Here is a 25903-nt window from a genome sequence, read left to right on the forward strand (position 1 = left end):
ATGCCATTGACCGATCCCCTGGGTGATATGCTCACCCGCATCCGCAACGGCCAGCAGGCCCGCAAGGACAGCGTGGTTTCGCCCGCGTCCAAGCTGCGCGCGCGCGTCCTCGACGTGCTCCAGCGCGAGGGCTATATCCGCGGCTACACGGAAGAAGCGCTTGGTCGCCACGCCGGCCTGCGCATCGAGCTCAAATATTTCGAAGGCCGCCCTGCCATCCAGCACGTGGCGCGCGTCTCGAAGCCGGGTCGCCGGGTTTACTCCGGCAGCCAGGATCTGCCGCGCGTCCGCAACGGCCTCGGCATTACCATCGTCTCGACGCCCCGCGGCGTTCTCTCGGATTCCGAGGCCCGCGAACAGAATGTCGGCGGCGAAGTGCTCGCGGAGGTGTTCTGATGTCTCGTATCGGTAAGCGTCCGATTGAGATGCCGGCGGGTGTCACCGCCAGCACCGAAGGCCGCACCCTTGCGGTCAAGGGCCCGAAGGGCACGCTGCAGCTGCAGATGCTCGAGGACATCAGCTACGAGATCGCCGATGGGTCGATTTCGGTGCAGCCCGCCAACGATACCAAGCGCGCCCGCTCCTTCTGGGGCATGCAGCGTTCGATGGTGCAGAACCTCGTGACCGGCGTTACCGAGGGCTTCACCAAGACGCTCGAGATCACCGGCGTCGGCTACCGCGCGGCGATGCAGGGCAAGAACCTGCGTCTGCAGCTCGGCTACAGCCACGACGTCAACATCGAGGTTCCGGCCGACCTGACCGTCGCGACCCCGGATCCGACGACGGTCGTGATCACCGGCAATGATCGGCAGCGTGTCGGTCAGTTGGCGGCCGAGATCCGTCGCTGGCGCAAGCCCGAGCCCTACAAGGGCAAGGGCATCAAGTATCGCGGCGAGTATATCTTCCGCAAAGAAGGCAAGAAGAAGTAAGCCATGGCGAAACTCTCTCTCTTCGAACGGCGCCGTCAGCGCGTCCGTACTTCGCTTCGGAAGCGCGCCGGCGAACGCCCGCGGCTTTCGATCCACCGCTCCGGGCGTCACATCTACGCCCAGGTCATCAACGACGTCGAAGGCCGCACCGTCGCGTCCGCTTCGACCCTGGAAAAGGACGTGCGCGGTACCACCGGCGCGACCACCGGCAGCGCCCAGGACGTGGGCCGTCGGATCGCCGAGCGCGCGAAGGCCGCCGGCGTGACCCAGGTCGTCTTCGACCGTGGTGGTTTCCTTTTCCACGGCCGCGTCAAGGCGCTGGCGGATGCCGCCCGCGAAGGCGGATTGGAGTTCTAAATGGCTGACGAAAACAACCAGGTCACCGAGACCTCGGAGCAGAGCACCACGCAGCCGGCCGAGAACGCTCCTGCGGACGGCGGTCAGCGCCGCGAGCGCGGTGCGCGTGGCGGCCGTGGCGGCCGTGACGGCGGCAATCGCGACAATCGCGGCGGCCGTGGCCGTCGCGACGATCGCCGCGGCAACCGCGACGAGGATCAGGGCGAAGAGCTGATCGAGAAGCTGGTCCACATCAACCGCGTCTCGAAAACCGTCAAGGGCGGTAAGCGCTTCGGCTTTGCCGCGCTCGTCGTCGTCGGCGACGGCAAGGGCCGCGTCGGCTTCGGTCACGGCAAGGCCCGCGAAGTGCCGGAGGCGATCTCCAAGGCGACCGCCGCCGCCAAGAAGGCGATGGTTCGTGTTCCGCTCCGCGAGGGCCGGACTCTGCACCATGACGGAATGGGCCATTTCGGCGCCGGCCGCGTCTATGTCCGCTCGGCTCCGCAGGGTACCGGCATCATCGCCGGCGGTCCGATGCGTGCGGTGTTCGAGAGCCTCGGCGTTGCCGACGTGGTCACCAAGTCGGTCGGCACGTCCAACCCGTACAACATGATCCGGGCGACCTTCGAGGCGCTCACCGAACAGACCAGCCCGAAGTCGGTTGCTCAGCGTCGCGGCAAGAAGATTGCCGATCTGCTGCGCCGCGGCGGCTCGGCGGATGCGGACGCCCAGGCCGACGCACAGCTGGTCACGGAGTAAGACAGATGGCCACAGTCAAGATCACCCAGACCGGATCTCCGATCCGTCGCAGCCCCGACCAGCGCCAGACGCTGATCGGCCTGGGCCTCAACAAGCGTCACAAGACGGTCGAGCTGCAGGACACCCCCGAGGTGCGCGGCATGATCCGGAAGGTGCAGCATATGGTGACGGTCGCGGATTAATCCGCGATTGCCTCTTTACTCCCTCTCTCCTTTAGGGGAGAGGGCCGGGGAGAGGGGGAGTCGGGCCACGCGCCGGACTCCCCCTCTCCTCGCCGCCGTTTCGGCGGCATCTCCTCTCTCCTGAAGGGGAGAGGCTTTTAACGCTTCCGGCTCCGCCCGGGGGTAGCGCGACAAAAGCGAAAGCGAGTGCAGAACATGAAACTCAACGAAATCCGCGACAACCAGGGTGCCCGCAAATCCCGCGTCCGCGTCGGCCGCGGCATCGGCTCGGGCCTCGGCAAGACCGCCGGCCGTGGTCAGAAGGGCGCCAAGTCGCGCTCGGGCGTCTCGATCGCCGGCTTTGAAGGCGGCCAGATGCCGCTCCACATGCGGTTGCCGAAGCGCGGCTTCAACAACATCTTCGCCAAGGATTATGCCGAGGTGAATCTCGGCGCGATCCAGAAGGCACTCGACAGCGGCAAGCTGTCTACCGACGGAACGCTCGATCATGCGGCTCTGAAGGCTGCCGGCCTCGCCCGTGGCGGCAAGGACGGCGTCCGCCTGCTCGGCAAGGGCACCTTCTCCGCCAAGCTCGCTTTCCGCGTCGCCGGCGCGTCCGCCGGTGCCCGCCAGGCGGTCGAAGCCGCCGGTGGCTCGGTCGAAGTGATCGAGGTCGTGTCTGCGGCCGAGAAGGCCAAGGCCAAGAAGAACAGCGTCAAGAAGCGCACGAACGCCTGAGCCGCCTCGCGGTCTAGGGCTGACAGCCTCTGACTAATCACTATATGAGGCGGCGGGGGTGATCAGCTTCCGTCGCCTTTTACCTTTGATTCCGGGATCGTAGACACATGGCATCCGCAGCCGACCAGATGGCAGCCAACCTCAGCCTGGCGAGCTTCGCCAAGGCGACCGATCTCAAGAAGCGGCTTTGGTTCACCCTCGGCGCGCTGATCCTGTTCCGCCTGCTGAGCTTCATCCCGCTGCCGGGCATCGATCCACGCGCGCTCGGCACGTTGTTCGACACCACGCGAGGCACGGTTCTCGATTTCTTCAACACCTTTTCGGGCGGCAGCCTGGAGCGCATGAGCCTCATCGCGCTCGGCGTCATGCCCTACATTACCGCCTCCATCGTCGTGCAGCTCGCCTCCTCGATGTCGCCGAGCCTCGCCGCTCTCAAGAAAGAGGGTGAGGCCGGCCGCAAGAAGATGAACCAGTACACGCGCTACGGCACCGTTCTGCTGGCCACGGTGCAGGGCTATTTCATCGCCGTCGGTCTCGAAGGCTGGGGCAACGGCGCGGCCGTGCTCGACCCGGGCTGGGTGTTCCGCCTGACCACTGTCGTCAGCCTGATCGGCGGCACCATGTTCCTGATGTGGATCGGCGAGCAGATTACCAGCCGCGGAATCGGCAACGGGGTTTCGCTGATCATCATGGCCGGCATCGTCGCCCAGCTTCCGACCGCGCTCGCCCAGGTGTTCGAAGGCGGCCGCACCGGAACCATGTCGCCGGTGATGATCTTCGGCGTCGTCGCGCTGATCGTCGTCCTGGTGCTCGGCATCTGCTTCATGGAGCGCGCCCAGCGCCGGGTGCTGATCCAATATCCCAAGCGCCAGACCGCGCGCGGTCAGATGCAGGCGGAGCGTTCGCACCTTCCGCTGAAGATCAACACCGCCGGCGTCATTCCGCCGATCTTCGCATCGTCGCTGCTGCTGATGCCGCTGACGATCGCCCAGTTCGCCGGCAATCGCGTTCAGGGCGAAAGCGCCTGGGGCGACGTCCTGATCACGGTCACCGCCGCGCTCCAGCACGGTCAGCCGCTCTACATGCTGATGTACGCCGCCGGGATCATCTTCTTCTGCTTCTTCTACACCGCGGTGGTGTTCAACCCGGAAGAGACGGCTGAGAATTTGAAGCGCTATGGCGGCTTCATCCCCGGCATCCGTCCCGGCAAGCGCACCGAGGAATATCTCGACTACGTCCTCACCCGCATCACGGTGATCGGCGCGGCCTATCTCACCATCATCTGCCTCGTGCCGGAATTCCTGATCGCGAAGGCGGGAATCCCGTTCTACCTCGGCGGCACCAGCCTGCTGATCGTGGTCAACGTCACCATGGACACGGTGACTCAGATCCAGAGCCATCTCATCGCGCATCAATATGGCGATCTGATCAAGAAGGCGAAGCTCAAGGGCGGCCGCGGCCGCTGAGCGCACAATCGCTAAAGGGGAGCGTCAGGCGATGAACATCATTTTGCTCGGCCCGCCGGGTGCGGGAAAGGGAACTCAGGCCCAGCGGCTCGAGCAGGAGCGCGGCATGGTGCAATTGTCGACCGGCGACATGCTTCGCGCCGCGGTCGCGGCCAAGTCTGAGGTCGGTCTCAAAGCCAAGGCCGTGATGGACGCCGGCGAGCTGGTGTCGGACGAGATCGTCACCGGTATCCTGTCGGACCGGCTCGATCAGGACGATGTCCGCCGCGGCTTCATTCTCGACGGCTATCCGCGCACCGACGTGCAGGCGAAGTCGCTCGATCATCTGCTCGAGCAGAAAGGCATGAAGCTCGATTACGTGATCGAGCTCGCCGTCGACGAGGATGCGCTGGTCGACCGCATCACCGGCCGTTTCTCCTGCGCCAGCTGCGGCGAGGGCTACCACGATCGCTACAAGCAGCCGAAGGTCGAGGGCCGCTGCGACATCTGCGGCTCGGAGGCGTTCAAGCGCCGGCCCGACGACAATGCGGAGACGGTGCGCACCCGCCTTGCCGAATATCGCGCCAAGACGGCGCCGATCCTGCCCCATTATGAGCCGATCGGTATCGTCCGGAAGGTCGACGGCATGGCGCCGATGGCGGAGGTCGGAACGGCAATCAAGGGCATCCTCGACGGCCGCTGAAGCCCGAGATCCGACAACGCAAAACAGCCCGCGCCCTGGAGCGCGGGCTGTTTTGCTTTGGGCGCGGTGAGTCCTACCGGCCCTTGTTGGCGATCAAGGCGACTTCGGCGCCGCTGCTCTTGGGTGTGACGATCAGGTAGAAGGCACCGTTGTCGCTCTCCTTCGCGCCGGCAAGCACGTGATCGCCGTCGCGAATCTGGTGCTCGGAGGAATAGCCCGCGCGGACCGCCTGGGTGTGATACCAGTCGAGCACGCGCTGCACGGGATCACCGGTGGTGAAGGTGACCGCGCGAATGCGGCAATCGCCCTGGTTGGCGCCGGCGGATTCGGTGACTCGGCCGCCGGGATATACGGGGAAGGTGGCCGACAGGCGCTGTGCCCAAGCCGGATTCGTATCCCATTTGGCGCCACCGGGGCAGGCGATGCCGCCTTCGCCCGCGGCGGCGGCGCTGAGTTGCGCCTGCGGCGTGCCGCTTCCCCCCGGCACCGGGGCTGGATATTGCGCCTGCGCCGGCGTTTCCGCCGGGCGGACGGCATTGCGGTTCGATTGCTGGGCGAGCTGCGGATCAACGGCGATCTGGTCTTCGAGCGCGCTGGTCAGCGCCGGATCCGCATCGTTGAGTTCGTTGTCGAGCCCCGCGAGATTGTTCTCGGCGGTGACGCCGCCGCCGCACGCGGTGAGGACGAAGGCGGCCGCAAGGGCCGTGTGGCGCAGTCTGATCATCGCGTTGGACATCGCTGAAGCTCCCATTCCCCTCCTTGTGCCTGAAGCGGACGGAGAGTGGGTAAGCGGATATGGTTAATTGTCCGCTGCTTGGAGCCCTGTCCCGGCTTGGCACTGCCACCAGGCGAAGGTTTCCGCCTGCACGGCGTCGATGAAGCGCTTGGCTTCGGGGCCTTGCCACGGCCCCTCATAACCGCGGGCGCGGCCACCGCCGCCGACCCACCAGCCCTGGCCTGGAAGGCCGTCGCTCTGGCGGACCACCAGAACCGCGAGCTCGGGCTCGCCCCGCTCGGCCGCCTCCCGGTCGATGCTGCCGAGCATCGCGCAGAGCGCCCGCATTTTCGGACGCGAGAATGCATAACCGAGCCGCTCCAGCACTTCCGAATAGGTGAGGGCGGTGCCTGCTTGTGCTGCGGCGACGAGATGGAGGCGAACCTCTTCGGGATCGGCGAGCGCGGCCATCGCGCCAATCTCTAGCGCAACCCGAGCGCCGGACCAACATGGCACGTCGCGCCCTTTCCGGGCTTCGGCGGTATCGCCCGCCGCCGAGATGTTCTAACCGACCCCTCGTGACTCAGAACCAGGCGCGCGGCGGGCTCCTCCTCGGCTTTTCCGCTTATCTCCTCTGGGGCGTGCTGCCCCTCTACTTTAAGGCGATCCACGCCGTCGGGCCGATCGAGATCGTCTCGCACCGGATCGTCTGGTCGCTTTTCTTCCTCGGTGCGCTTGCGACAGTGTGGAAGAAGTGGTCCGGCATCCGCGCCGCGCTGGCAACACCGCGCCTGGTCATGACGCTGATGCTCACCGCCTCGCTGATCGGGGTCAACTGGCTCGTCTACATCTATGCGGTGGTGAGCGGGCACGTGCTCGAAGGCAGCCTCGGTTATTATCTCAATCCGCTGGTCAACGTGCTGCTCGGCGTGGTCCTGCTGAAGGAGCGGCTCAGCCTGTTTCAGAAGCTTGCGGTCGGCCTCGCTGCAGTCGGCGTTGCGATCCTTGCCGCGGGGGCGGGGAGTGCCCTGTGGATCAGCCTCACCCTTGCCGCGACATTCGCCTCCTACGGCTATTTCCGAAAGGTGGCGCCGGTCGACGCGCTCGAAGGCCTGTCGATCGAGACGATCCTGCTCTGCCCGCTTGCGCTGGGTTATCTGCTCTGGGTTCAGAACACCGGCGAAAGCGGGTTTCTTCGCGATCGCACCACCGACATCTTGCTGATCCTCGGCGGTGCGATCACCGCCGTCCCGCTGCTGCTGTTCACGGCGGCCGCCCGTCGGCTTCCTTATTCGACCCTCGGCTTCCTCCAATATGTCGCGCCCTCGCTGCAGTTCCTGCTCGCGGTTCTCGTGTTTGGGGAGCCCCTGACGACGTCGCATCTCATCTGCTTCGGCTTGATCTGGACCGCCCTCGTCGTCTTCATCGTCGAGGGCGTGCGTGCCGGGCGCGCGTCGATGCAGGCGCGCCGGGAGGAGGCGGCGCTGTCGCGATGAGGCTCTGGCGGGCTGCGACATGAACCGCTAGTGTTTCGGCGATGTCCTTCCTGATCCTCCGCACCACGCGCGTCCCGATCCTCGCCGGAATTCTCGCGTTCCTCGCCGGATGCAACGTTCCCGTGCCCGAGACCGTCTACTCGCCGTGCAACGCGCTTTCCTCGGCGAGCTGGAAGGCCCGGGTCGAAGGCTATTGGACCCGTCACGGCAAGCCGCTCCACCGGCGCAATCTCGTCATCGAGGGCGACGTCACGATGCCGAGCGGCGGCTATGCCCTCTCTATCGAACCTGGCGCTCTGCAAAGAACGGAGCCGCGCTTCCAGCAGGTGCATCTGCGGACGCAGGGCGAGGGCGATGTCGCCACGCAGGCCGTGACGACGCAGCACGTCGTCGGCCGCTTCCCCTACGACAAGAAGGTCGAAGGTGTGGCGGTGCGCTGTGGCGACGGCATCATCGCTGAGATCGCGAACATCGCCCCGGAGCCGTCAGCCCAGTGAGGCGACCAGTGCCGGCCGCAGGACGAGTGCGATGCCGACGACGCTGATCATGAAGACGATCGTGCGGACCACCGGCACACCCGCGGCGTAGATCGGCAGGTACAGGGCACGCGCCCCTAGCCAGAGCAGCGCACCGAGCGCGGTCAGCTGGTCTTCGAGATCCGCCGCAGTGACGATCAGGATCGCGGCGGCGATGATCGGGAAGGTCTCGAAGAAGTTCGCCTGCGCGCGCGCGAGACGGCCGACGATCGGACTGGGTGCCGGAAGATCTTCGTCGCGCGCACCGACATCCCACGTCGTGCCATATTGCCGGGTCTTGAAGCGGACTGCGATGAAGATGTGAAGGATGCCGAGGATGCATCCCCAGGCGAGTACGGAAAGTTCGATCGTCATGCAGCGGACTGTCTGCCAAGGCAGGCGGCCGCGCAAGTGGTGACAGATGCCTCCGCCAATGCCACACTCTGCCGATGTCGACCGCACCGCACCTCGTCGAAGCCGCCGCTTCGAGCCTGCCAGGCTGGATCTACCGCGATCCGGAATATTTCGCCGTGGAGATGGAGCGGGTGATCCGTCCGTCCTGGCAAGTGGTGTGCCACGTCAACGATATTGCCGGGGCCGGACAGTGGCAGACGATCGACTATCTCGGCGAAAGCGTGATCGTGATCCGCGGCGAGGATGGGGCGGTTCGCGCCTTCACGAATGTCTGCCGCCATCGCGCGTCGCGAATCGTGAGCGGCGAGTCCGGGTGCGCACGCCGACTCACCTGTCCCTATCACGCCTGGACCTACGCGCTCGACGGACGGCTGATCGGGGTCCCGCACAAGAGCGACTATCCAGGCCTCGACCAATCCGGGCTCGGCTTGCTGCCGGTGGAGCTCGAAACGTGGCGCGGGTTCGTCTTCGTGCGCCTCGAAAGCGGCGGCCCGTCCGTCGCCGAGATGATGGCGCCCTACGATCACGAGGTCGAACCCTATCGCTTCGAAGCGCTCCATGCGCTCGGACGAGTCACCCTGCGCCCCCGCGACGTCAACTGGAAGAACGTCGCCGACAATTATTCCGACGGCCTGCACATCCCCGTGGCCCACCCCGGCCTGACCCGCCTGTTCGGCCGGGGCTACACGATCGAGGCCAACGACCATGTCGACCGCATGGCGGGCGACCTGCTCGATCGCCCGTCGGCCAACCTTTCGGAACGCGCGTACCAGGCGATGCTGCCGCCGGCCGAGCATCTGCCGCCGGCGCTTCGCCGGCGCTGGCTCTATTTCAAGCTGTGGCCGAACGTCGCTTTCGACATCTATCCCGATCAGGTCGATTTCATGCAGTTCCTGCCGGTCTCGCCGACCGAGACCCTGATCCGCGAGATCAGCTATGCCTTGCCCGACGATCGCCGCGAAATGCGTGCCGCCCGCTATCTCAATTGGCGGATCAATCGCCGGGTCAACGACGAGGACACGGCGCTGATCCGCGGCGTTCAGCAGGGCATGGCCTCGCGCAGCTGGGTTCCGGGGCCGCTCGGCGAGAGCGAAGTCTGCCTGCGCAGCTTCGCGCGCAAGATCCGGCGGCTGATCCCCGAAGCGAACCTCCACCAGCCGCCCCAGTCGGGCTGGAGCCGGGGCTGAGGCACATTGCTTGACCCGCCGCGAGGTTGCTTTAGCCTTCTCTGAAAACGGGGGCGGGGGGAATGCTGGAGCACTTTGGTAGACGCTGTTGGTCGAGCATCGCAATTGCGCTTCTGGCAGGCGTCGCAGCCCCGGTGGTTGCAGCGAACCCTGTCCTGACGGCACAGGTGGACGGCGTCCAAGACGCATCGAAGCAGCGTGACACTTTGCGGCTCGAAACACTGGCCGTTGCGGTGCGGATCCATGGCACGCTTGCCGAAACCCTCGTCACTGCGCGCTTCCACAATCCCGGCGAAGAGCGGCTCGAGGGGCAATTCGTCCTGCAGATGCCGCAGGGCTCCGTCGTGACCGGCTATGCCCTCGACGTTCGCGGGCAGATGATCGACGGTGTGCTGGTCGACCAGATCGAGGCCCGTCGTGCCTACGAAGCGCAACTGCGGCGAAGGGTCGATCCCGGGCTTGGCGAAGTCTCTCGCGCATTCCAGTTCAAGACGCGAGTCTACCCGATCGATGCGGGGGCAGCGCGAACCGTGCGAGTCCGCTTCGTCACTCCGCTCGACCCGAACTTTGGTTACGAGCTGCCGCTTTCTGGTGACCTGGAGATCGGCAAGTTCGATCTTCGGGTGGAGGCCGCCGCCGCCTCTGTTCCGGAGGTTCGCCTCCCGGATGGCAGCAAGCCGGAATGGCGCGGTCAGGGAGAGACACAGGTCCTGCTCCTCAGCCGCAACACGGCGCGCCTCGACCAAAGCCTTGTGATCGCCCCGGGGGCCGGCGGCAGGTCGGTCGCGATCGGCAAGGCACCGGATGGAGACCGGTATTTCGAGGTCGTCGACCAGGCAGCGCCGCCGACGGAAACGGCAGCGCGACCGCGCCGGGTCACCGTCCTTTGGGATCGATCGCTGTCGCGGGCGGATGATGCGCTCGCCGAGGAAATCGCTTTGGCCCGCGCCTGGATCGACGGCATCCGGCCGGCCGCCATCGAGCTCGTCCTGTTCGACGCCACCAGCGTCGAGCGAGTGCGCCTCGCCGACGGTGCTGCATTCGCCAAGCATCTTGGCGAGATACGCTATCGCGGCGCAACCAGCTTCGGCGTGCTCGCGGGCAAGCCGATCGACGCGGATGCCTGCCTCCTGTTCACGGACGGTCTGACGACAATCGATCGCCGCGCCCGACTGCGGCCGGGCTGCGCCCTCACCGTGATATCAAGTGCGCCGGATACAGATCGGGCGGCACTCCGCGCCCTTGCGAGTGCATCGGGCGGCGAGGCGCTTCACTTGGGTAGCGCGAACCGGACCGACCTTCTCGCTCGCCTTACGCGCGGCGGTGCACGGATCGTCGGCGTTCGGTCGACCACGGGGGTCCCGATCGAGACCGTCCTTCTCGACTCCCAGGCGAACGGCTGGCGGGTGGTCGGTCCGCTTCCAGAAAGCGGGGGCATCGTTGTCCGCATCGCCGGCCTCGAAGCCGGAATTGTGGAGCGCACCTACAGCCCGGCGGCTCCGGCGGCATCCTGGTCCGCCGCCGCACCGCTCTGGGCGGCCGAGCGTCTCGCCGTCCGCGCTGCCGCCGGTGAGGAAGAGCGGAAGGACCTGATCGCGTTTGCCAGACAACACCAGGTCGCAGGCCCGGACATCTCCTTTCTCGTGCTGGAGACCGGCGCCGACTATGCGCGCGCCGGGGTCGCCCCGCCGGTGAACTTCCCGCCCGAAGAACGGTCTGCCTACACTGCGGACGTGCTGGCGCGCCGGCAGGAGGACGAAGAGGCAAAGGCATCGCGCCTGACGCAGGTCCTCACCGCGTGGGAAGGACAGAAGAGCTGGTGGGCGCAGCCCTTCGATCGGAACGCCAAAGCCGATCGCGCCAAGATACCCGAGTCCGAAGCCGGAGCGCCACCACCGCCACCACCACCACCTCCTCCTCCTCCTCCTCCTCCTCCTCCTCCTCCTCCAGGAGCAGCTGTGCTGCCCGAGGCCGCCGCCCCGGCGGACGGCTACTTCGACACAACGGATCAGGAGATTACGGTGACGGCCACGCGTGTGACCCGCCCGAACCTGGAGATGCCGATGTCGGTGACGGTGGTCGGGTCTGATGACGTTGAGGCCGACGAGGCGCTAAGTCGCGTTCCCGGTGAGCAGATTGAGGCCTCGAACACCGTCCAAAGCACCGTCGAGGTCCCGCGCTGGTCTCCCGATCGGCCTTATCTCCAGGCTTTGGCGGATGCGCCGCAAAGGCAACGGGTCGCGGTGCTGGATGGCGAGCAGGCGAAGCACGGCGCTCTGCCGGCCTTTTGGTTCGATGTGGCCGAATTCTACTGGAAGAGCGGCGACGAAGTGGAAGCCCGAAGATTGCTGCTCTCGGCACTCGAACTGCCGACGCGCGACAATGAGACCTTGGCGGTCGTCGCCGAGCGCTTGTTTCGTTATGGAGAGGCCGATCGAGCGATCGAGCTCTACGAAGCCGTCTCGAAGGCCGAACCGGATCGGCCGCAACCGCTCCGAAGCCTTGCTCTGGCGCTGGCGCGGCGGGGCGAGCATCGCAGCGGCGCCGCGGCTCGGGCGGACCTTGGGCGGGCGATTGCGCTGCTGACGGAAGTCGTAATGCGGCCGTGGGATCGAGCTTATGAGGGGATCGAACTCATCGCCTTGATGGAGGTGAACCGCCTCATTCCACTCTATCGCCAGCTCGGCGGGGCCGATGTGTCGCTCGATCCGCGACTGATCGCGGCGCTCGACGTCGATATCCGCGTCGTGATCGAGTGGAACACGGAGGAAACCGATCTCGATCTCTGGGTCGACGAGCCGAACAGAGAGCGGGCGATATACAGCAACCCCTCCACCCGAATTGGCGGCCGCCTCTCCAACGACATGGCTGACGGCTACGGCCCGGAGGAATATCTGCTTCGCCGCGCACCGGATGGCACGTTCACAGTGCACGCGAACGTCTTTGCCGCAGATGTCCTCAATCCCAACGGTGCCTCCCGAGTGACTGCCCGGCTGATCCGGAATTTCGCGAGGGCGAACGAGCGCGAGGATGTCGTCGAAATCGAGTTGATGCCCGCGGGCGATCGGATGGAAGGCGGCAACGGCAGGGAGCGAGTCCGGCTCATCGGCAAGCTTCGCGTCACCCGGTGAAGCGTGGGCGGAACTTGCGACGTTCGGGATCGGGCCGGCAGGGATATCGCCGCTTGATGCAGTCGTTGAAATAGCGGCCTGCCGAAGGCGCCTTGCGCAGCCCGTCATAGATCGCCTGTGGCACGTCGGAGTAGATGTAGCGGCCGGTCTCCTTGAACCAGATGCTCAAGGTGCTTTCGGCCTCGTCATAGGCGACACGCGAGATCATGCTCGATGACAGCTTGGCGGCGCGCAAGATCCTGCTCCCAAAGAGAGAATCGTTCGCAAGCGCGTGTGCGACTCGCCTGTTCCCCCGCTTTCGCCAGGCCGAATCGATTCAACGCTGGAACGAGTCGGACTTGCCTCCAGGCCACGTGAGAGCGATGTTCGGGCATGCGCATGGATCCCCGCATCGACGACTATATCGCGCGCCAGGCGGATTTCGCGCGTCCGATACTCGAACGCATCCGGGCCGCATTCCACGCCGCGCTCCCCGACGTCGAGGAAGGCATACGCTGGGGAATGCCTTCCTTCTCATATGGTGGCCGGCCGCTCGCCAACATGGCGGCGTTCAAGGCCCATGCGACCTTGAGCTTCTGGCGGGGCGGCGAGATCGTCGAAGAGAGCCCGTCCGAGCGGGCGATGGGGCAATTCGGTCGCATGACAGAACCCGACGATCTCCCTGTGGAGCCCGAATTGTTGCGGATGATCCGCGATGCTGCGGCACTTGCTGAGCAGGGCGCGCCGGCCCGACCGAAGAAGCGGCCGGTCCCCGAGCCGGCCATTCCCGATGATCTTTCGGCGGCGCTTGCCCTTCGCCCGCGGGCTGCCGAAACATTCGCCGCGTTCAGCCCCGCCTGCCGCCGCGACTATCTGGAATGGATCGTCGAAGCCAAGCGCCCGGAAACCCGGGCGAGACGCATTGCCGAGGCGGTCGGCTGGATCGCAGAAGGCAAGAGCCGCAACTGGAAATACGAAAGGAAGTCATCCCGATGACGTCTGCGGGACCGGAAAAATCACCGCGTCCTTAACACTCCATCAAACCTCTCGGCGTACCCATTGGTCTCTCCGCAGCATGCAGGTTCCAATGTACCACGCGCCCGTTAATCTGGATCTAGAACCGCAGGACGTCGAGCCGGCGGAACTTGCCGACGATGGCGTCGGCACGGATGCCAGCAGCCAGCGGCTGCGGGAGGCGCATCTGCACAACGGGCAGGCGCTGACCCGCGCTCACTTCGCGCCCTTCTTCTCGATCACCGCAATCGGCGGCGCGCTGCTCGTCGCCTGGTCAATGTTCGGGGCCCTGAAGATCGAAATGGTCGGTGGCTGGCTCGCGGTCGTGGTGCTGGCTTATTCCACCTATTGGCGAGTCGCGCTGCGCGAAGGCGCTGCCGCGAACAGCCGCTCGGCTCAGGGCCGTGCCCCGATCCGCAACATCCTCGATGCGGTCGGCCTGGCCGCGATCTGGGTTTCGCTTCCGACCTATGCGTTCGCGACCCAGGATCATGCCGTCCAGGTGGTGATCGGCGGCGTCATGGCGGCGATGATCATCGCCGCCATCGGTCTTGCGGCGGCGCCGGCGGCGGCCTTCGCTTGGATCGCGTCGATGACCGCAGCTTTGTGCTGTGCTTATTATCTCGGCAGCTCGCAGCTTGCGCCCACCGTCGGCCTGACCATCGTCGGCGTCGCCGCGGTCGGCATCGTCGGCGTGTCGCGGCTCACCCGCTGGAGCTTCGAGCAGCTGCAGACGATCGCGTACGTGCGCACCCAGGCCGAGTCCGTGCGCCTGCTGCTCAAGGAATATGAACATCGCGGGGTCGGCTGGCTGTGGCAGGTCGATGCCGAGAACCGCGTGGTCTACATCTCGTCGCGCATGACGGCGCTGCTCGGCCGCTCCGCCAACCAGCTGATCGGCCATTCGCTGCCGGCGACCCTTGGCGGCAACAGCGCGCTCGGCCGGACCCTGCTCGCGCGGCAGCCCTTCGCGAGCCTTGAGATGGAGCTCAAGACCCGCCGCGGCACGCGATGGATCAGCCTTGCCGGCGATCCGATCATCGACATGGGCGGCCAGTTCCAGGGCTTCCGTGGCGTCGGTTCCGACATCACCGAAGTGCGCAAGACGCAGGAGCGGCTGACCAACCTCGCCAACATGGACGTGCTGTCCGGCCTGCCGAACCGCGGACGAGTCCGCCAGCTGCTCGGCGAGGCCCTGTCGTCGGCGACCTCCGGCAATGTGCCCTGCGCAATCATGTTCCTCGATCTCGACGGCTTCAAACCGGTCAACGATACTTTCGGTCACCCCAAGGGCGACGCGGTGCTCAAGAACGTCTCGCAGCGGCTGGTGAAGGAAGTCGGCGAGCTCGGCCATGTCGGGCGCATGGGTGGCGATGAGTTCGCCATCGTCATCCGCGACGCGCAGAGCCGCAAGAAGGTCGAGGATCTCGCCCGCCGCATCATCGTGGCGGTCGCCGAGCCGTACCATATCGAGAAGGTCGAAATCCGCATTGGAGTCTCGATCGGCTGCGCGTTCGGGCCGATTGACGGGCAGACCGTCGACGATCTGATCCAGAAGGCCGATCTCGCTCTGTATCAGGCGAAGGCCCAGGGCCGCGGCACCTGCTGCTATTTCTCGGCCGACATGCAGAACGAGGCGGAGGATCGCCTGCGGCTGGAGCAGGATCTCCGCCAGGCGCTGTCGCTCAAGCAGTTCCGGCTCGATTATCAGCCGCTGGTCAATGCCGCCGATCAGAGCCTTGTCGGGTTCGAAGCCTTGATTCGCTGGCACCACCCGACCCGCGGCATGGTCTCGCCCGCCGATTTCATCCCGCTCGCGGAGGAAACCGGTCTGATCATGCACCTCGGCGACTGGGTGATCGAGGAAGCCTGCCGCGCCGCAGCGGTCTGGCCCGATTATATCAGCGTCGCGCTCAATCTCTCGGCCCGCCAGTTGATTCTGCCGGCGCTTCCCAACACGGTCAGCGAGGCGCTGTCGCGCTACAAGCTGAAGGCCAACCGGCTCGAACTCGAAGTCACCGAAAGCGTCTTCCTGGGCGATTCCGAAGGCTCGCTCGACGTACTGAAGCGGCTCCGCGCGCTCGGCGTCGGCATTGCGCTCGACGATTTCGGGACCGGCTATTCGTCGCTCGGCTATCTCAACAAGGCGGTCTTCCACAAATTAAAGATCGACGGCAGCTTCGTTCGGGAGGCGGGCAACAATCGCGAGACGGTGGCGATCATCCAGTCGATCGTGAGCCTCGCCAAAAGCTTCCGCATGACCGTCACCGCCGAAGGCGTCGAGACTGCTGACGATTTCACCCGCATGCGCGATCTTGGCGTCAACCAGATCCAGGGCTATCTGTTCGGCCGCCCGATGAGCTTCGAGCGCGCGACCGATCTCGTTCACGGCATCCAGTCCAAGATGACGGCTTGAGGCCGATCGGCTAGGCTGGCGACATGCGCCCCAGCCTGATCGTCCTCTGCTTTTGCGCGGCCGCCTGCCGAGGCGACGAGCAGTCGTCGGAATCGTCTCCCGCCAGGAATGCCCCTCGGGTCGAGGCGCCTGCCCAGGCGCCTCGCGGCGACCCGAGCCCCGAGAACAGGCCCACGCCCAAGGACAATGAAGGCAAGGATGCCGCCGCTGTGCTGCGTCGCTACTACGATCATATCGAAGCCGGCCGCACCCGCGAAGCCTGGGCGATGCGCAGCGCCAGCGACGCGGGCTATGATCGGTTTGAGCGCAACTTCGCGGCCTACGATCGCTACAAGGTCTCGCTCGGCCCGGCGACGCAACCGGTCGAGGCCGCCGGCTGGGTCTATGTCGAGGTGCCGATCCAGATCTTCGGCACGATGAAGGGCGGCAAGGGCTTCGGCAGCGTCGGCAACGTCACCATGCGCAAGGCCGTCGACATACCGGGCGCCACCGCCCGCGATCGCGCCTGGCACATCTACACCGGTTGAACATAACGGGCGACCCCGCATGGCCCCTTTACGGCAATGACATGTTATGTAATCACATAACATAACAGCAAGGAGAGAGGCCGTGAAATATCGCTACACCATGCACCGCCGCCCGGTTTACGCGACCATCAAGGACGCACCGATCAGCGACATGAACACGACGCCACTGATCGACGTCCTGCTCGTTCTCCTGATCATGTTCATCATCACCGTTCCGGTCGCCACCCACAGCGTCAAGCTCAACCTGCCGACCGACGTTCCGTCCGCGTCGACCTTGCCCGAGACCCACCGGCTGGACATGGACGAAACCGGGAGGATCGCGTTCGACGGCACCTGGATCAGCGAGGCGGCGCTTGCGCCGCGGCTCATCGCCATGCGTCGCGGGAACCCGGATGCGGTGCTGCACTTTCGCACCGACGGTGCCGCGCGCTATGAGGATTTCGATCGCACGCTCGCGATCGTGAAGCGGGCGGGAATCGAACGGCTCGGGTTCCTCGGGAACGAGGGCTTCGTCGGCGCGCTGCAGCGCTGAACCGCGAACAGACCGCCGCGCGTCGCACGGGCGCTGCGGCGCCCAAGGAGTGAGTGAAAATGAAGAAATGGGTTCCGCTGCTTGCGCTTTCGCTTCTCGCCGCCGGCTGCGAGGACGGCGCCCCGGAGCAGAACAGGATCGAGGTCACGGCGGCGAATCCAACCTCGGACGGACTGAAGGCGTTGTCCGAACTCCCTCGCTATCTCGGACTTCGCCGGGCGATCATCGACACCGGCAACCGCTGCAAGAAGGTCGATCGCGGCGCTTATCAGGAACAATATAAGACGATGGCGCTGTGGACTGCGCACTGCACGGATACGGGCGACTGGGCGATCTTCATCGCGCCCAATGCCGATCTCCAGGTGCGCCAGTGCCGCCACATGGCGGAACTCGGATTGCCGGCGTGCCGCCAGACCGGCGGACCCGAGACAGCGCCCGCGGCCAAGAAGTCCTGAGCCGCCCGCCGGCTTCGTCCCAAGATAAGGAACCCCGCCGCGGAAGGGGGTTACCGCGGCGGGGCCTTTGAGGAACCGGGAAGGGGGGTACCCGGTCCCTTGGCCACCAGGGAGAGTGTGGCCGATCCTGATCTGGGGCTAAGTTACCGAATTTAAAGGGGCTTTCTCCGGAAATTCTGAGCTCGTGCGGCCCGCGTTCGGCAGTATCCGGAACCGTGAAGGGGTGGGGCCGTTCGAAGCTTCGACAGAATATCGGGAGACCAGGGATGGCGGACGAACCACGACGAGACGGACCCCCGGCGGTCGGCGATGCGGAGCCGACCGGAGGTGCGCCTTCGCTTCCCGACGGCGGCCAGTCGACGGCGGGCACGGATCCGATCCGGCCGGATCGGACGGGCGCCGATCATGTCGGTCCCGGTCCGCTCGGCGGCAGCAGCGGTGCCGGCGACTATGGCGGGGGCTCTGGCGGCGCTGGAGAGGATCTGTCCGGCACCCACGAGGGCGGCGGCAGCGTTGCCAAACCCGACCGACTCCCGGGAGACGACGACAAATATCGACCCACCGGCGGCCGTGGTGCGACCACCGGCAACTCCGACGGCGGCATCGATGGCGGCCCGGGCGGCGGTACAGACGGTGACAGCGGCCGCAACTGAATTGTCCGCTCACCGTTCAGGCGAGCGCACGCGGTCCGAAGGTCAGGTCGATCTCGCTCCAGCCACCGTCATGGAGCGTGCTTGGCAGAGTGATCGGTGAGCAGCGGATCACCGCCTCGGTGGCGGCCCGCGCCATGTGGGGTGCGAAGATCTGGTTGGCCGGAGTGATTCCGGATTGAGAGACCAGCAGCGGCAGGCCGATGAGGCTCCCGTCCGCCGCGTAGCGAACACGCAGCCGTGTGACGATTGAGCGTCCCAGCGACCCGATCCGCGGTGCGCGGTAGCAGCGGCGAACCTGCCGGGCCGCTGTCGCGATCGCCCGTTCCACGTCGCCCGGATCGAGCCCTGCCGCGGCTGCCTGCGGAGGGGACGGAGCCGGCGCGGGTGCGCTGCAGCCGACGAACAGCAGTGCGGGCCCTGCAAGCCACCCCAGCCGGCACAGGATCGCTCGGCACGGCATGAAGACCTCTCCGCAGCTTGTTGGGTTCCAGCGTCTTCCGGCGCGCGGTCCCAAGCTACGCCTTAACTGCGAATGCCTCCAGCTTTGTCGTGCCGTCAGCCGGTGATCTTCGATCCCAGCGGCCGGGTTGCCGGCCCGTGAATGACCCGGCCGGAAAGCTCGAAGCGCGATCCGTGGCAGGGGCAATCCCATGTCCTGTCGGTCTCGTTCCAGCCGACAAGGCAGCCCATGTGGCTGCACACCGCGGAGACCGCATGGACCGTCCCGGTCTCGTCCTTGAACGCCGCGACATTGTCGCCGTCGATCTTCATGATCGCGGCCTGCCCTGGTTCGAGCGCGTCGTAATCCTTGGGCTTGGACGAGAGATAGCCGGCGACGAGGTGGGCCGCGACGCTCGCATTCTCCTTCACGAACTCGCCGCCGCCGGCGACCGGCTTGATGCGGGTAGAATCGAACACGTCGAGCCACGGGTGGCCGTCCTTCCCGGTGGCGAGATCGGCGAGGATCATCGCCGCCGCCGTGCCGTTCGAGATTCCCCATGCGTCGAAGCCGGTCGCGACCAGATAGCCGTCGCGGGTAGACGACGACCAGCCGATGAACGGTGCGCTGTCCATCGACGTATAATCCTCGTTCACCCAGCGATAGGCGATCGGGCCGGCGTCGAAGCTTGCGAGCCAGCGCTCGAGATCGGCGAAATTCTGCCGCTCCTCGTCGGTATGGCCAGGCTTGAACGATTGTCCCGCGGCGATCGCGTAGATCTTGCCGTCCGGCCCGCGATGGGTGCGGATCGAATGGCTGGGCTGCTCGGCGTTGATGTACATGCCCGGGGGCGCCCGCCCGATCGGGGCGACGATCACCGGCTCGGCCTTGGGGTAGGCCATCGCATAATAGCCGCCGACCTGGCCGAGCGGCAGGTGGGTTGCCATCACCACGATCGCGGCCGAGACGGTGCCGGTGTCGGTGACGACCCTGGTCGGCTCCCAATCGACCGCGCGGCTATTCTCGAAAACGTGGCTGCCGTCGCCCGGCAGCGTTTCGGCAAGCCCCGCGACATAGCGGGTCGGATGAAATTGGGCCTGCGCATCGAAGCGGATGGCGGCGAGCACGTCATAAGGCAGGCCGATGTCGCCGCGCACCAAGCTGGCGGGAAGGCCGAGCCGCTGCGTGACTTCGACTTCCTTCTCGATCTCGGCGACATGTTTCTCGTCGCGCGTATAACAGAATGCCGGCATCGCCTCGATGTCCGCGGAGACTTCGTAGTGGGTGGCAAGCCGCTGCATCTCGCGGATCGCGCGTTCCTGCGCTTCTCCGTAGAGACGCGCCCGGTCCTCGCCGAACTTGCGTTCCAACGTCTGGTAGATGATCGAATGCTGCGACGTCATCTTCGCCGTCGATTTGCCGGTGACCTCGCGGCCGACCCGCCGTGCCTCGATCACGGCGACCGTCTTGCCCATCTCCTTCAGCAGGCGCGCCGTGGTGATGCCGACGATGCCGCCGCCGATGATCGCGACGTCGACTTCCATGTCTCCCTTGAGCTGCGGGAATCGGGTCGGCTCGGCGGTTGCGTTCCAGTAGCTTTTGTCGTCGTCTCCGCTCGCCATGGCTGCCTCCGCTCGTGATCTCCTCCGGTAAATGCCGGGGCTTGGCCGCTGTTCCCGATCGAAGAAAACGCCGCCTTGGCAAGGACCTCGCGGCCGGTGTAACCCTCGCGCACCAATGATCCCGAGGTCTTCCCCCACATGCGATTTGCTGCTGCCCTGCTGCTTGCCGGCGCGACCCTGCCTGTCATGAACGACGCCTCTCCCGCCGCCGCACAAAGTCCCGCCAAGGCGACGCTCGTTTATCCGGCGACCGAGCGCCAGCCGATCGTCGAGGAGCAATTCGGAGAGCGAGTCGCCGATCCTTATCGCTGGCTCGAAGACGATGTGCGGGTGAACGCGAAGGTGAAGCAGTGGGTCGCGCAGGAAAACGCGGTCACCGACGCCTATCTGTCGACGCTGCCGGCGCGTGCCGCCTTCACCAGGCGGATGACGGAGCTCTTCTCCTACGAGCGCTTCGGTCTGCCGCGGAAGAAGGGCGGCAATTATTTCTACAGCCGCAACACCGGCCTGCAGAATCAGAACGTGCTCTATGTCCGGGCCGGTTTGAACGGCACGCCGCGCATGCTGATCGATCCGAACACCTGGTCCGCCGACGGCGCCACCGCCCTCGCAGAATGGGCACCCTCCGAAGACGGCAGGCATCTGCTCTACTCGGTCCAGGAGGGCGGCACCGATTGGCGCGTGGTCAAGGTGCTCGACGTCGCCAGCGGCAAGGTGATGGACGATGAAGTCCGCTGGGTGAAGTTCGCCAATCTCGATTGGGCGAAGGACGGCTCCGGTTTCTATTATTCTCGCTTCCCGGAGCCGAAGGCCGATCAGCAATTCCAGTCGCTGAACGAGCAGCAGGCGGTCTACTTCCACAAGCTCGGCACGCCGCAGGCCGAGGACAGGCTCGTCTTCTCGCAGCCCGATCGGCCCAAGCTTTCCAACATCGTCGAGGTCTCCGAGGACGGGAAGTGGCTGATCGTCACCTCGTCGGAAGGAACGGACGACCGCTACGAGATCACGCTCATCGATCTCGCCGGGCCCAATGCGCAGCCGCGCCGCTTCGTCACGGGGCTCGAGAACAATTGGAGCTATGTCGGCAATGTCGGCACCACATTTTACTGGGTCACCAACAAGGGTGCGCCGCGGCTGAAGATCGTCGCTACCGACATCAACCGCCCGGCCTCCGAAGCGCGCGACGTCGTCGGCGAGGACAAGGCTACGCTCGAAGGGGCGTCGCTGGTCGGCGGCCGGCTGATCGCGTCCTATCTCACCGACGCCAAGACCGAAGTCCGAAGGTTTGCGCTCGACGGCAAGCCGGTCGACACGGTGTCGCTGCCGGGCATCGGCACCGCATCGGGCTTCAGCGGCGACGCCGACGATCCCGAGACCTTCTTCGCTTTCTCAAGCTTCAACATGCCGACCACCATCTACCGCTACGACGCGGCGACCGGGCAGGCGACTCCCTGGGCGCAGCCGAAGGTCGCCTTCGATCCGAAGGACTTCACCGTCGAGCAGCGCTTCTTCGCGTCCAAGGACGGCACCAAGATCCCGCTGTTCCTCGTCTATCGGAAGGGCCTCGATCTTCGCACGCCACGTCCGACCCTGCTCTACGGCTATGGCGGCTTCAACGCGTCGATGACGCCCGCTTTCTCGGCGACCAACCTCGCCTGGGTCGAGCAAGGCGGAGTCTATGTGATGGCGAATCTTCGCGGCGGCGGCGAATACGGCAAGGCCTGGCACGATGCCGGCCGGCTCGCCAACAAGCAGAATGTGTTCGACGATTTCATCGGCGCCGCCGAATATCTGATCGATCAGAAGATCACCTCCAACAAGCAACTCGCCGTCTACGGCCGCTCGAACGGCGGGCTGCTGATCGGCGCCGTCGTCAACCAGCGTCCCGATCTCTTTGCCGCCGCGCTGCCGGCCGTCGGGGTGATGGACATGCTCCGCTTCGATCGCTGGACGGCCGGCCGCTATTGGGTCGACGATTACGGCTATCCCGCCAAGGAAGCCGATTTCCGCGCGCTGCGGGCCTATTCGCCCTACCACAATATCCGATCCGGCACGTCCTATCCGGCCGTGCTGGTGACCACCGCCGACACCGACGATCGGGTCGTCCCGGGCCACAGCTTCAAATATGCTGCGGCGCTGCAGGCGGCCGACACCGGGAACGCGCCGAAGCTGATCCGGATCGAGACTCGCGCCGGCCACGGCTCGGGCAAGCCGACCGAGAAGATCATCGAAGAATATGCCGACATGTGGGCGTTCATCGCGGCGCACACCGGCATGACCGTCACCGCGGAGCAGGCGTCCAAGCGCTGAGCCTGCGGTTCAGCTTCGCGTCAGGACCGGCTGCGTAACGATTTGCGTGATCGGAGGAGGAATGAGATGAAGACGATCGGCTTTGCAGTCGCCGCGGCAATGATCGCCGGCAGCCTTTCGGTGCCGGCGGATGCACGCCGCTGGCATCATCGGCACCACAATGACGGCATCGACGGCGGCGACGTGATCGCCGGCGTCGCCGTGGTCGGCGGCATCGCCGCGATCGCCTCGGCGATCGGCTCGAACAATCGCCAGAAGCAGGACGCCGCCGTCGACACCTGCGCGCAGGAAGCGGAAGGGAGGGCCAACGCCGATCTCAGCGAGATTCTCCACGTCGAAAAACGCAAGGGCTATTACACGGTCGAGGGGTTGCTCGGGGCCGACGGCGCCGGCGCTCCGACCAGCTTCACCTGCACGGTGCGCAACGGTCGGATCTACAGCATGCGGCTGAGCACGGACGACGCCTGAGCCCTGACAGGGGGCAGACGGCCAACCTGAATGTACCGCCTCGCGATCTTCGATTTCGACGGGACCCTCGCCGACAGCGCCGCCTGGTTCCTGGCCAGCCTGAACGACATTGCCGACCGTTTCGGATTCCGCCGCGTCTCCGACTCCGAAATTGCGATGCTGCGCAGCCGCAGCAACCGCGAGATCGTCGACTATCTTGGCGTCAAGACCCGGAAGCTGCCGCTGATCGCCCGGCACATGCGGGCGATGGTGGCGCGCGACGCCGATCACATCCCGCTGTTCGACGGTGCCGCGGATCTGCTCGCGCGGCTGAAGGACGGCGGGATCCGGATCGCGATCGTCACCTCGAACGGCGAAGCGAACGTCCGCCGGATCCTCGGTCCGGCGGCGGCCTCGATCGATCATTATGGCTGCGGCGCCGCCTTCTTCGGCAAGGCAGGCAAGCTGAAAGCGGCCGTGCGGCGCGCCGGCGTGAACCCTGCGCAGGCGATCGCGATCGGCGACGAGACCCGCGATATCGATGCCGCGCGGGAAGCGGGGATCGCCGCAGGGGCAGTGCTCTGGGGCTACGCTGCCCCGGAAGCGCTGACGCGCCTCGCGCCCGACTACGTCTTCACCGACTGTACGGCGATCGAGAACCTTCTGCTCGCAAGCTGAACGCCAGCAAACCGCCGGTTCAGCGCGTCGTCAGCACCTTTCGGATAGGGTTCGATCCTGCAAGCCCTTGTGTTCGGGCCGAGTTTTCGGGAGAGAATGCGATGAAAGCCGTTTCCAAGCTCATTGCGGGTGCCGCAACAGCGGCCGTGCTCAGCGTCTCCATGGCCGCGCCGGCAGAGGCCCAATATCGGTATCGGCGCCACTATGATCGCGGCATCGACGCGGGTGACGTCATTGCCGGCGTTGCGATTATCGGCGGCATCGCGGCGATCGCCTCGGCGCTCGATCGCGACGGCGGCCGCTACGGCTATGGCTACCGGGATCGCTACCGCGACGGCTATTCCGTGGCGGTGAACAGTTGCGGCGACGAGGCCGAGCGGATGGCCCGTGGCCAAGTCCGGATCACGGACGTCGATCGCACCGGCAACGATCGCTACCGCGTCCGCGGCATCGTCGAGCGCGGTTACGATCGCTATGACAGATATGATCGGTATGATCGCTACGATCGATATGACCGCTATGATCGTGCGCGGGGGGACGACTTCACCTGCTACGCCCGCGGCAACGGCCGGATCACCGACTTCAATCTCTGATCCGGAGCGCCCGCTTTCTGGACAGGTTGCGCGCACGCTTCGGGTGCGCGCAACCTGTCCATCACGTCATGATCCTTGCCCTGCCTTAGTGCCGCCCGGCTCGGATCCGCCACCCTCATCGTTGGCAAAAGTCGCCCGCGCGCCGCGCGCGAGCAGCCGTGCAAACTCTCGTTCGTCGATGATGCGGTTGCGGTTTGGCAGCAGGCCGATGGACCTCCAATGATCCGGAACCGTCCAGGTCCGAACATAATCCGCAAATGCCGGATCGTCCCCGGTTTCGAAGATTTCGAGCCAATCCTCGTCCTTTTCCAGAATAAGCGCGTTGCGCGATTCCGCCGAGGTGAGCAGCGCGGTGACCGCGATCCGGTCGGCCGGTCCGTGGTTCGGTCCGGAGCCGTGCAGCATGGTCGTCTCGAACAGGATCGCCTCGCCGGCCTCGACCGTCAGATCGACGGCGTACTTGTCGAGTGCCTCTTTGAAGCCCCCGAAATAATTGTGTGCCCCGGGCACCCGGATGAACGGTAGGATGTGGCTCGATCCGGGGATGATGCGCAGTCCGCCTGTCTGCGGCGACGTGTCCATCAGCGGACACCAGCAGGTGATCGCCCGATCATAAGGTCGATCGACGAACGGTGGGTGATGGTGGAAGGGCAGCACGCCGCCGCCCGCGGGTTTGGCGACGATGCCCGTCTCGCAGGTCCTGCCGCCCGTCAGATGATGGGCGAGGGCGGGTTCGAGCACGGCTGCCGCGAAGGCGGCCAGGCGTTGTTGTCGTTCCACGTCGTCGTCGACCGTGCTGGCGAAGATCGATCGGCCGTTCACGGGCAGGGGGCGAGGCAGCGTCGCCAACAACTCTCGGCCCAGCGCCGTGGCTTCGTCGGCATCGAGCAGCCGCAGGACAACGACGCCCTCCGCGGCGAACCGCGCCTCGAGATCCGGATCGATGAACGTCGGGACAGCCACGTCTCGCACCTCCAGCCCGATCGGCCGTTCCGCGCCTGGCGGGCCGAACCGATCCCCATCCGCCTAAAGTTCTGCACCAGGAAAGCAAGGACTCACGAACGCAAACGCGATGGGTGATAAGGGAACCCGACCCACGGATGAGGAAGCGGCGCCACGCGCTCCGTCAGATCCAGAGCCAAGGCATGCCGGAAAGTGTTGGCGGACCACGCGAAACCACTTTGTGGGACTTAGACTTTGGATTAGGAACGATGGGGGGGTGGCAAGGTCCGGATCGTGGGCCGAATCGGTGGTATTGCCGCTTGACGGCCGAGGGATCGCGGCCGGCGGACGCACCCGCTCCGTGGTGAGTGTCGAGGGGGACGAGTGGTGACGATTTCTTATCTGCGGCGTTGTGCGTCGGCTCTGGCGGGCATGGCCGCTCTGTCGGCGGCGCCGGCCTGGGCGCAGGATTCCCTGTCGGATCCAGCCGGTTCCGGCGTGATCGTGTCGGCGGTGCAGTGGCTCCAGGGCACCCTGCTCGGCACCATCGCCACCGTGGTCGCGGTGATCGCGGTTGCTTCGGTCGGCTTCCTGATGCTCACCGGCCGGATCAACTGGCGCTATGGCGCCACCGTGATCGTCGGCTGCTTCATCCTGTTCGGTGCGGCCAGCATCGTCGCCGGCATTCAGTCGACGGCGACGCTCGGCAATTGAGGCGGCCGTGACGGCCACCAATCCAGGAACTGCGATCGCTTCATTCCGGGCGG

Annotated in this window: 30 protein-coding genes; 23 read left to right on the plus strand and 7 right to left on the minus strand. The window is 65.8% G+C overall.

Translation table 11 applies throughout. The annotated features are described in order from the left end of the window. The 8 genes from rpsH to C7I55_RS21030 all read left to right on the plus strand — a co-directional run bounded on the left by rpsH (position 1) and on the right by C7I55_RS21030 (position 5071). Positions 1 to 396, plus strand: a complete 396-nt coding sequence (gene rpsH / locus C7I55_RS20995; protein ID WP_106514999.1) for a 30S ribosomal protein S8 — start codon at positions 1 to 3, stop codon at positions 394 to 396. Next, the gene (gene rplF, locus C7I55_RS21000; RefSeq protein ID WP_106515000.1) at positions 396 to 929 is read left to right on the plus strand and encodes a 50S ribosomal protein L6; all 534 of its coding nucleotides are present in this window, start codon (positions 396 to 398) and stop codon (positions 927 to 929) included. The genes rpsH and rplF overlap by 1 nt, the downstream gene beginning before the upstream one ends. Positions 930 to 932: 3 nt before the next feature. Then, complete coding sequence (gene rplR / locus C7I55_RS21005) at positions 933 to 1286, plus strand: 50S ribosomal protein L18 (RefSeq protein ID WP_106515001.1); 354 nt, start codon at positions 933 to 935, stop codon at positions 1284 to 1286. Then, complete coding sequence (rpsE, locus tag C7I55_RS21010) at positions 1287 to 2024, plus strand: 30S ribosomal protein S5 (protein ID WP_106515002.1); 738 nt, start codon at positions 1287 to 1289, stop codon at positions 2022 to 2024. A 5-nt stretch (positions 2025 to 2029) separates the two neighbouring features. Then, positions 2030 to 2206: a 50S ribosomal protein L30 gene (rpmD, locus tag C7I55_RS21015; protein WP_106515003.1), complete on the plus strand. Its 177-nt coding sequence runs from the start codon at positions 2030 to 2032 to the stop codon at positions 2204 to 2206. A gap of 195 nt (positions 2207 to 2401) precedes the next feature. After that, positions 2402 to 2923, plus strand: coding sequence for a 50S ribosomal protein L15 (gene rplO / locus C7I55_RS21020; protein ID WP_106515004.1), 522 nt, complete (start codon positions 2402 to 2404; stop codon positions 2921 to 2923). A 107-nt stretch (positions 2924 to 3030) separates the two neighbouring features. Next, the gene (gene secY, locus C7I55_RS21025; RefSeq protein WP_106515005.1) at positions 3031 to 4389 is read left to right on the plus strand and encodes a preprotein translocase subunit SecY; all 1359 of its coding nucleotides are present in this window, start codon (positions 3031 to 3033) and stop codon (positions 4387 to 4389) included. 31 nt (positions 4390 to 4420) lie between these two features. Next, positions 4421 to 5071: an adenylate kinase gene (locus C7I55_RS21030; RefSeq protein ID WP_106515006.1), complete on the plus strand. Its 651-nt coding sequence runs from the start codon at positions 4421 to 4423 to the stop codon at positions 5069 to 5071. Between the two features lie 73 nt (positions 5072 to 5144). Here the strand turns inward: C7I55_RS21030 and C7I55_RS21035 are convergent, their stop codons facing one another. Both C7I55_RS21035 and C7I55_RS21040 read right to left on the minus strand, forming a co-directional pair. Beyond that, entirely contained in the window at positions 5145 to 5807 is a 663-nt protein-coding gene (locus C7I55_RS21035; protein WP_106515007.1) for a hypothetical protein, read from the minus strand. Between the two features lie 63 nt (positions 5808 to 5870). Then, a complete protein-coding gene (locus C7I55_RS21040; RefSeq protein WP_106515008.1) occupies positions 5871 to 6257 on the minus strand; it encodes a ribose-phosphate pyrophosphokinase in 387 nt (128 codons plus the stop codon). 107 nt (positions 6258 to 6364) lie between these two features. Here C7I55_RS21040 and rarD point away from each other — a divergent pair, with 107 nt between their 5' ends. Together rarD and C7I55_RS21050 are read left to right on the plus strand one after the other, a co-directional pair. Beyond that, a complete protein-coding gene (rarD, locus tag C7I55_RS21045; protein ID WP_233222337.1) occupies positions 6365 to 7282 on the plus strand; it encodes an EamA family transporter RarD in 918 nt (305 codons plus the stop codon). A gap of 41 nt (positions 7283 to 7323) precedes the next feature. Then, positions 7324 to 7779, plus strand: a complete 456-nt coding sequence (locus C7I55_RS21050; protein ID WP_106515010.1) for a hypothetical protein — start codon at positions 7324 to 7326, stop codon at positions 7777 to 7779. Here C7I55_RS21050 and C7I55_RS21055 read toward each other — a convergent pair. Then, on the minus strand, positions 7768 to 8172 hold the full coding sequence (locus C7I55_RS21055; RefSeq protein WP_106515181.1) for an MAPEG family protein: 405 nt from the start codon (positions 8170 to 8172) through the stop codon (positions 7768 to 7770). The genes C7I55_RS21050 and C7I55_RS21055 overlap by 12 nt on opposite strands. 74 nt (positions 8173 to 8246) lie before the next feature. On the opposite strand from C7I55_RS21055, the gene C7I55_RS21060 reads away from it, so the two are divergent. Both C7I55_RS21060 and C7I55_RS21065 read left to right on the plus strand, forming a co-directional pair. Continuing rightward, positions 8247 to 9398 carry an aromatic ring-hydroxylating oxygenase subunit alpha gene (locus tag C7I55_RS21060; protein WP_106515011.1) on the plus strand — a complete coding sequence of 384 codons (1152 nt, stop codon included), beginning with the start codon at positions 8247 to 8249 and terminating at the stop codon, positions 9396 to 9398. 134 nt (positions 9399 to 9532) lie between these two features. Further along, positions 9533 to 12529, plus strand: coding sequence for a VIT domain-containing protein (locus C7I55_RS21065; protein ID WP_158266520.1), 2997 nt, complete (start codon positions 9533 to 9535; stop codon positions 12527 to 12529). Here C7I55_RS21065 and C7I55_RS21070 read toward each other — a convergent pair. Beyond that, complete coding sequence (locus C7I55_RS21070) at positions 12519 to 12764, minus strand: KTSC domain-containing protein (protein WP_199192979.1); 246 nt, start codon at positions 12762 to 12764, stop codon at positions 12519 to 12521. The genes C7I55_RS21065 and C7I55_RS21070 overlap by 11 nt on opposite strands. A gap of 137 nt (positions 12765 to 12901) precedes the next feature. On the opposite strand from C7I55_RS21070, the gene C7I55_RS21075 reads away from it, so the two are divergent. The 6 genes from C7I55_RS21075 (at position 12902) to C7I55_RS21100 (ending at position 18105) form a co-directional block, all read left to right on the plus strand. Beyond that, positions 12902 to 13504 (plus strand): YdeI/OmpD-associated family protein, encoded by a 603-nt coding sequence (locus tag C7I55_RS21075; protein ID WP_106515013.1) that lies wholly within the window; start codon positions 12902 to 12904, stop codon positions 13502 to 13504. Positions 13505 to 13595: 91 nt separating this feature from the next. Continuing rightward, positions 13596 to 15938, plus strand: coding sequence for a putative bifunctional diguanylate cyclase/phosphodiesterase (locus C7I55_RS21080; RefSeq protein WP_158266521.1), 2343 nt, complete (start codon positions 13596 to 13598; stop codon positions 15936 to 15938). Positions 15939 to 15961: 23 nt separating this feature from the next. After that, positions 15962 to 16465, plus strand: coding sequence for a hypothetical protein (locus C7I55_RS21085; RefSeq protein ID WP_106515015.1), 504 nt, complete (start codon positions 15962 to 15964; stop codon positions 16463 to 16465). A gap of 82 nt (positions 16466 to 16547) precedes the next feature. Continuing rightward, positions 16548 to 16997 carry an ExbD/TolR family protein gene (locus tag C7I55_RS21090; protein ID WP_233222338.1) on the plus strand — a complete coding sequence of 150 codons (450 nt, stop codon included), beginning with the start codon at positions 16548 to 16550 and terminating at the stop codon, positions 16995 to 16997. 59 nt (positions 16998 to 17056) lie between these two features. Continuing rightward, a complete protein-coding gene (locus C7I55_RS21095) occupies positions 17057 to 17452 on the plus strand; it encodes a hypothetical protein (protein WP_106515016.1) in 396 nt (131 codons plus the stop codon). 266 nt (positions 17453 to 17718) lie between these two features. After that, the gene (locus C7I55_RS21100) at positions 17719 to 18105 is read left to right on the plus strand and encodes a hypothetical protein (protein ID WP_106515017.1); all 387 of its coding nucleotides are present in this window, start codon (positions 17719 to 17721) and stop codon (positions 18103 to 18105) included. 16 nt (positions 18106 to 18121) lie between these two features. On the opposite strand, the gene C7I55_RS21105 is transcribed toward C7I55_RS21100, so the two are convergent. Together C7I55_RS21105 and C7I55_RS21110 are read right to left on the minus strand one after the other, a co-directional pair. Continuing rightward, positions 18122 to 18565 carry a cell envelope integrity protein TolA gene (locus C7I55_RS21105; protein ID WP_106515018.1) on the minus strand — a complete coding sequence of 148 codons (444 nt, stop codon included), beginning with the start codon at positions 18563 to 18565 and terminating at the stop codon, positions 18122 to 18124. Between the two features lie 95 nt (positions 18566 to 18660). Next, a complete protein-coding gene (locus C7I55_RS21110) occupies positions 18661 to 20166 on the minus strand; it encodes an FAD-dependent oxidoreductase (RefSeq protein WP_106515019.1) in 1506 nt (501 codons plus the stop codon). Positions 20167 to 20304: 138 nt separating this feature from the next. Here C7I55_RS21110 and C7I55_RS21115 point away from each other — a divergent pair, with 138 nt between their 5' ends. The 4 genes from C7I55_RS21115 (at position 20305) to C7I55_RS21130 (ending at position 24194) form a co-directional block, all read left to right on the plus strand. Next, positions 20305 to 22476, plus strand: a complete 2172-nt coding sequence (locus C7I55_RS21115) for a prolyl oligopeptidase family serine peptidase (protein WP_106515020.1) — start codon at positions 20305 to 20307, stop codon at positions 22474 to 22476. A gap of 66 nt (positions 22477 to 22542) precedes the next feature. Next, positions 22543 to 22944, plus strand: a complete 402-nt coding sequence (locus C7I55_RS21120) for a hypothetical protein (protein ID WP_106515021.1) — start codon at positions 22543 to 22545, stop codon at positions 22942 to 22944. A gap of 30 nt (positions 22945 to 22974) precedes the next feature. Further along, positions 22975 to 23601, plus strand: coding sequence for an HAD hydrolase-like protein (locus C7I55_RS21125; RefSeq protein WP_106515022.1), 627 nt, complete (start codon positions 22975 to 22977; stop codon positions 23599 to 23601). A 101-nt stretch (positions 23602 to 23702) separates the two neighbouring features. Beyond that, complete coding sequence (locus C7I55_RS21130) at positions 23703 to 24194, plus strand: hypothetical protein (protein ID WP_106515023.1); 492 nt, start codon at positions 23703 to 23705, stop codon at positions 24192 to 24194. Positions 24195 to 24260: 66 nt separating this feature from the next. Here C7I55_RS21130 and C7I55_RS21135 read toward each other — a convergent pair whose 3' ends face one another. Then, the gene (locus C7I55_RS21135; RefSeq protein ID WP_158266522.1) at positions 24261 to 25157 is read right to left on the minus strand and encodes a phytanoyl-CoA dioxygenase family protein; all 897 of its coding nucleotides are present in this window, start codon (positions 25155 to 25157) and stop codon (positions 24261 to 24263) included. Between the two features lie 402 nt (positions 25158 to 25559). Here C7I55_RS21135 and C7I55_RS21140 point away from each other — a divergent pair, with 402 nt between their 5' ends. Next, positions 25560 to 25850 (plus strand): TrbC/VirB2 family protein, encoded by a 291-nt coding sequence (locus C7I55_RS21140; RefSeq protein WP_269845232.1) that lies wholly within the window; start codon positions 25560 to 25562, stop codon positions 25848 to 25850. Positions 25851 to 25903: the final 53 nt, after the last annotated feature.

Origin of the sequence: Allosphingosinicella deserti (assembly GCF_003012735.1) — a bacterium.
Taxonomy (GTDB): Bacteria; Pseudomonadota; Alphaproteobacteria; order Sphingomonadales; family Sphingomonadaceae; genus Allosphingosinicella; species Allosphingosinicella deserti.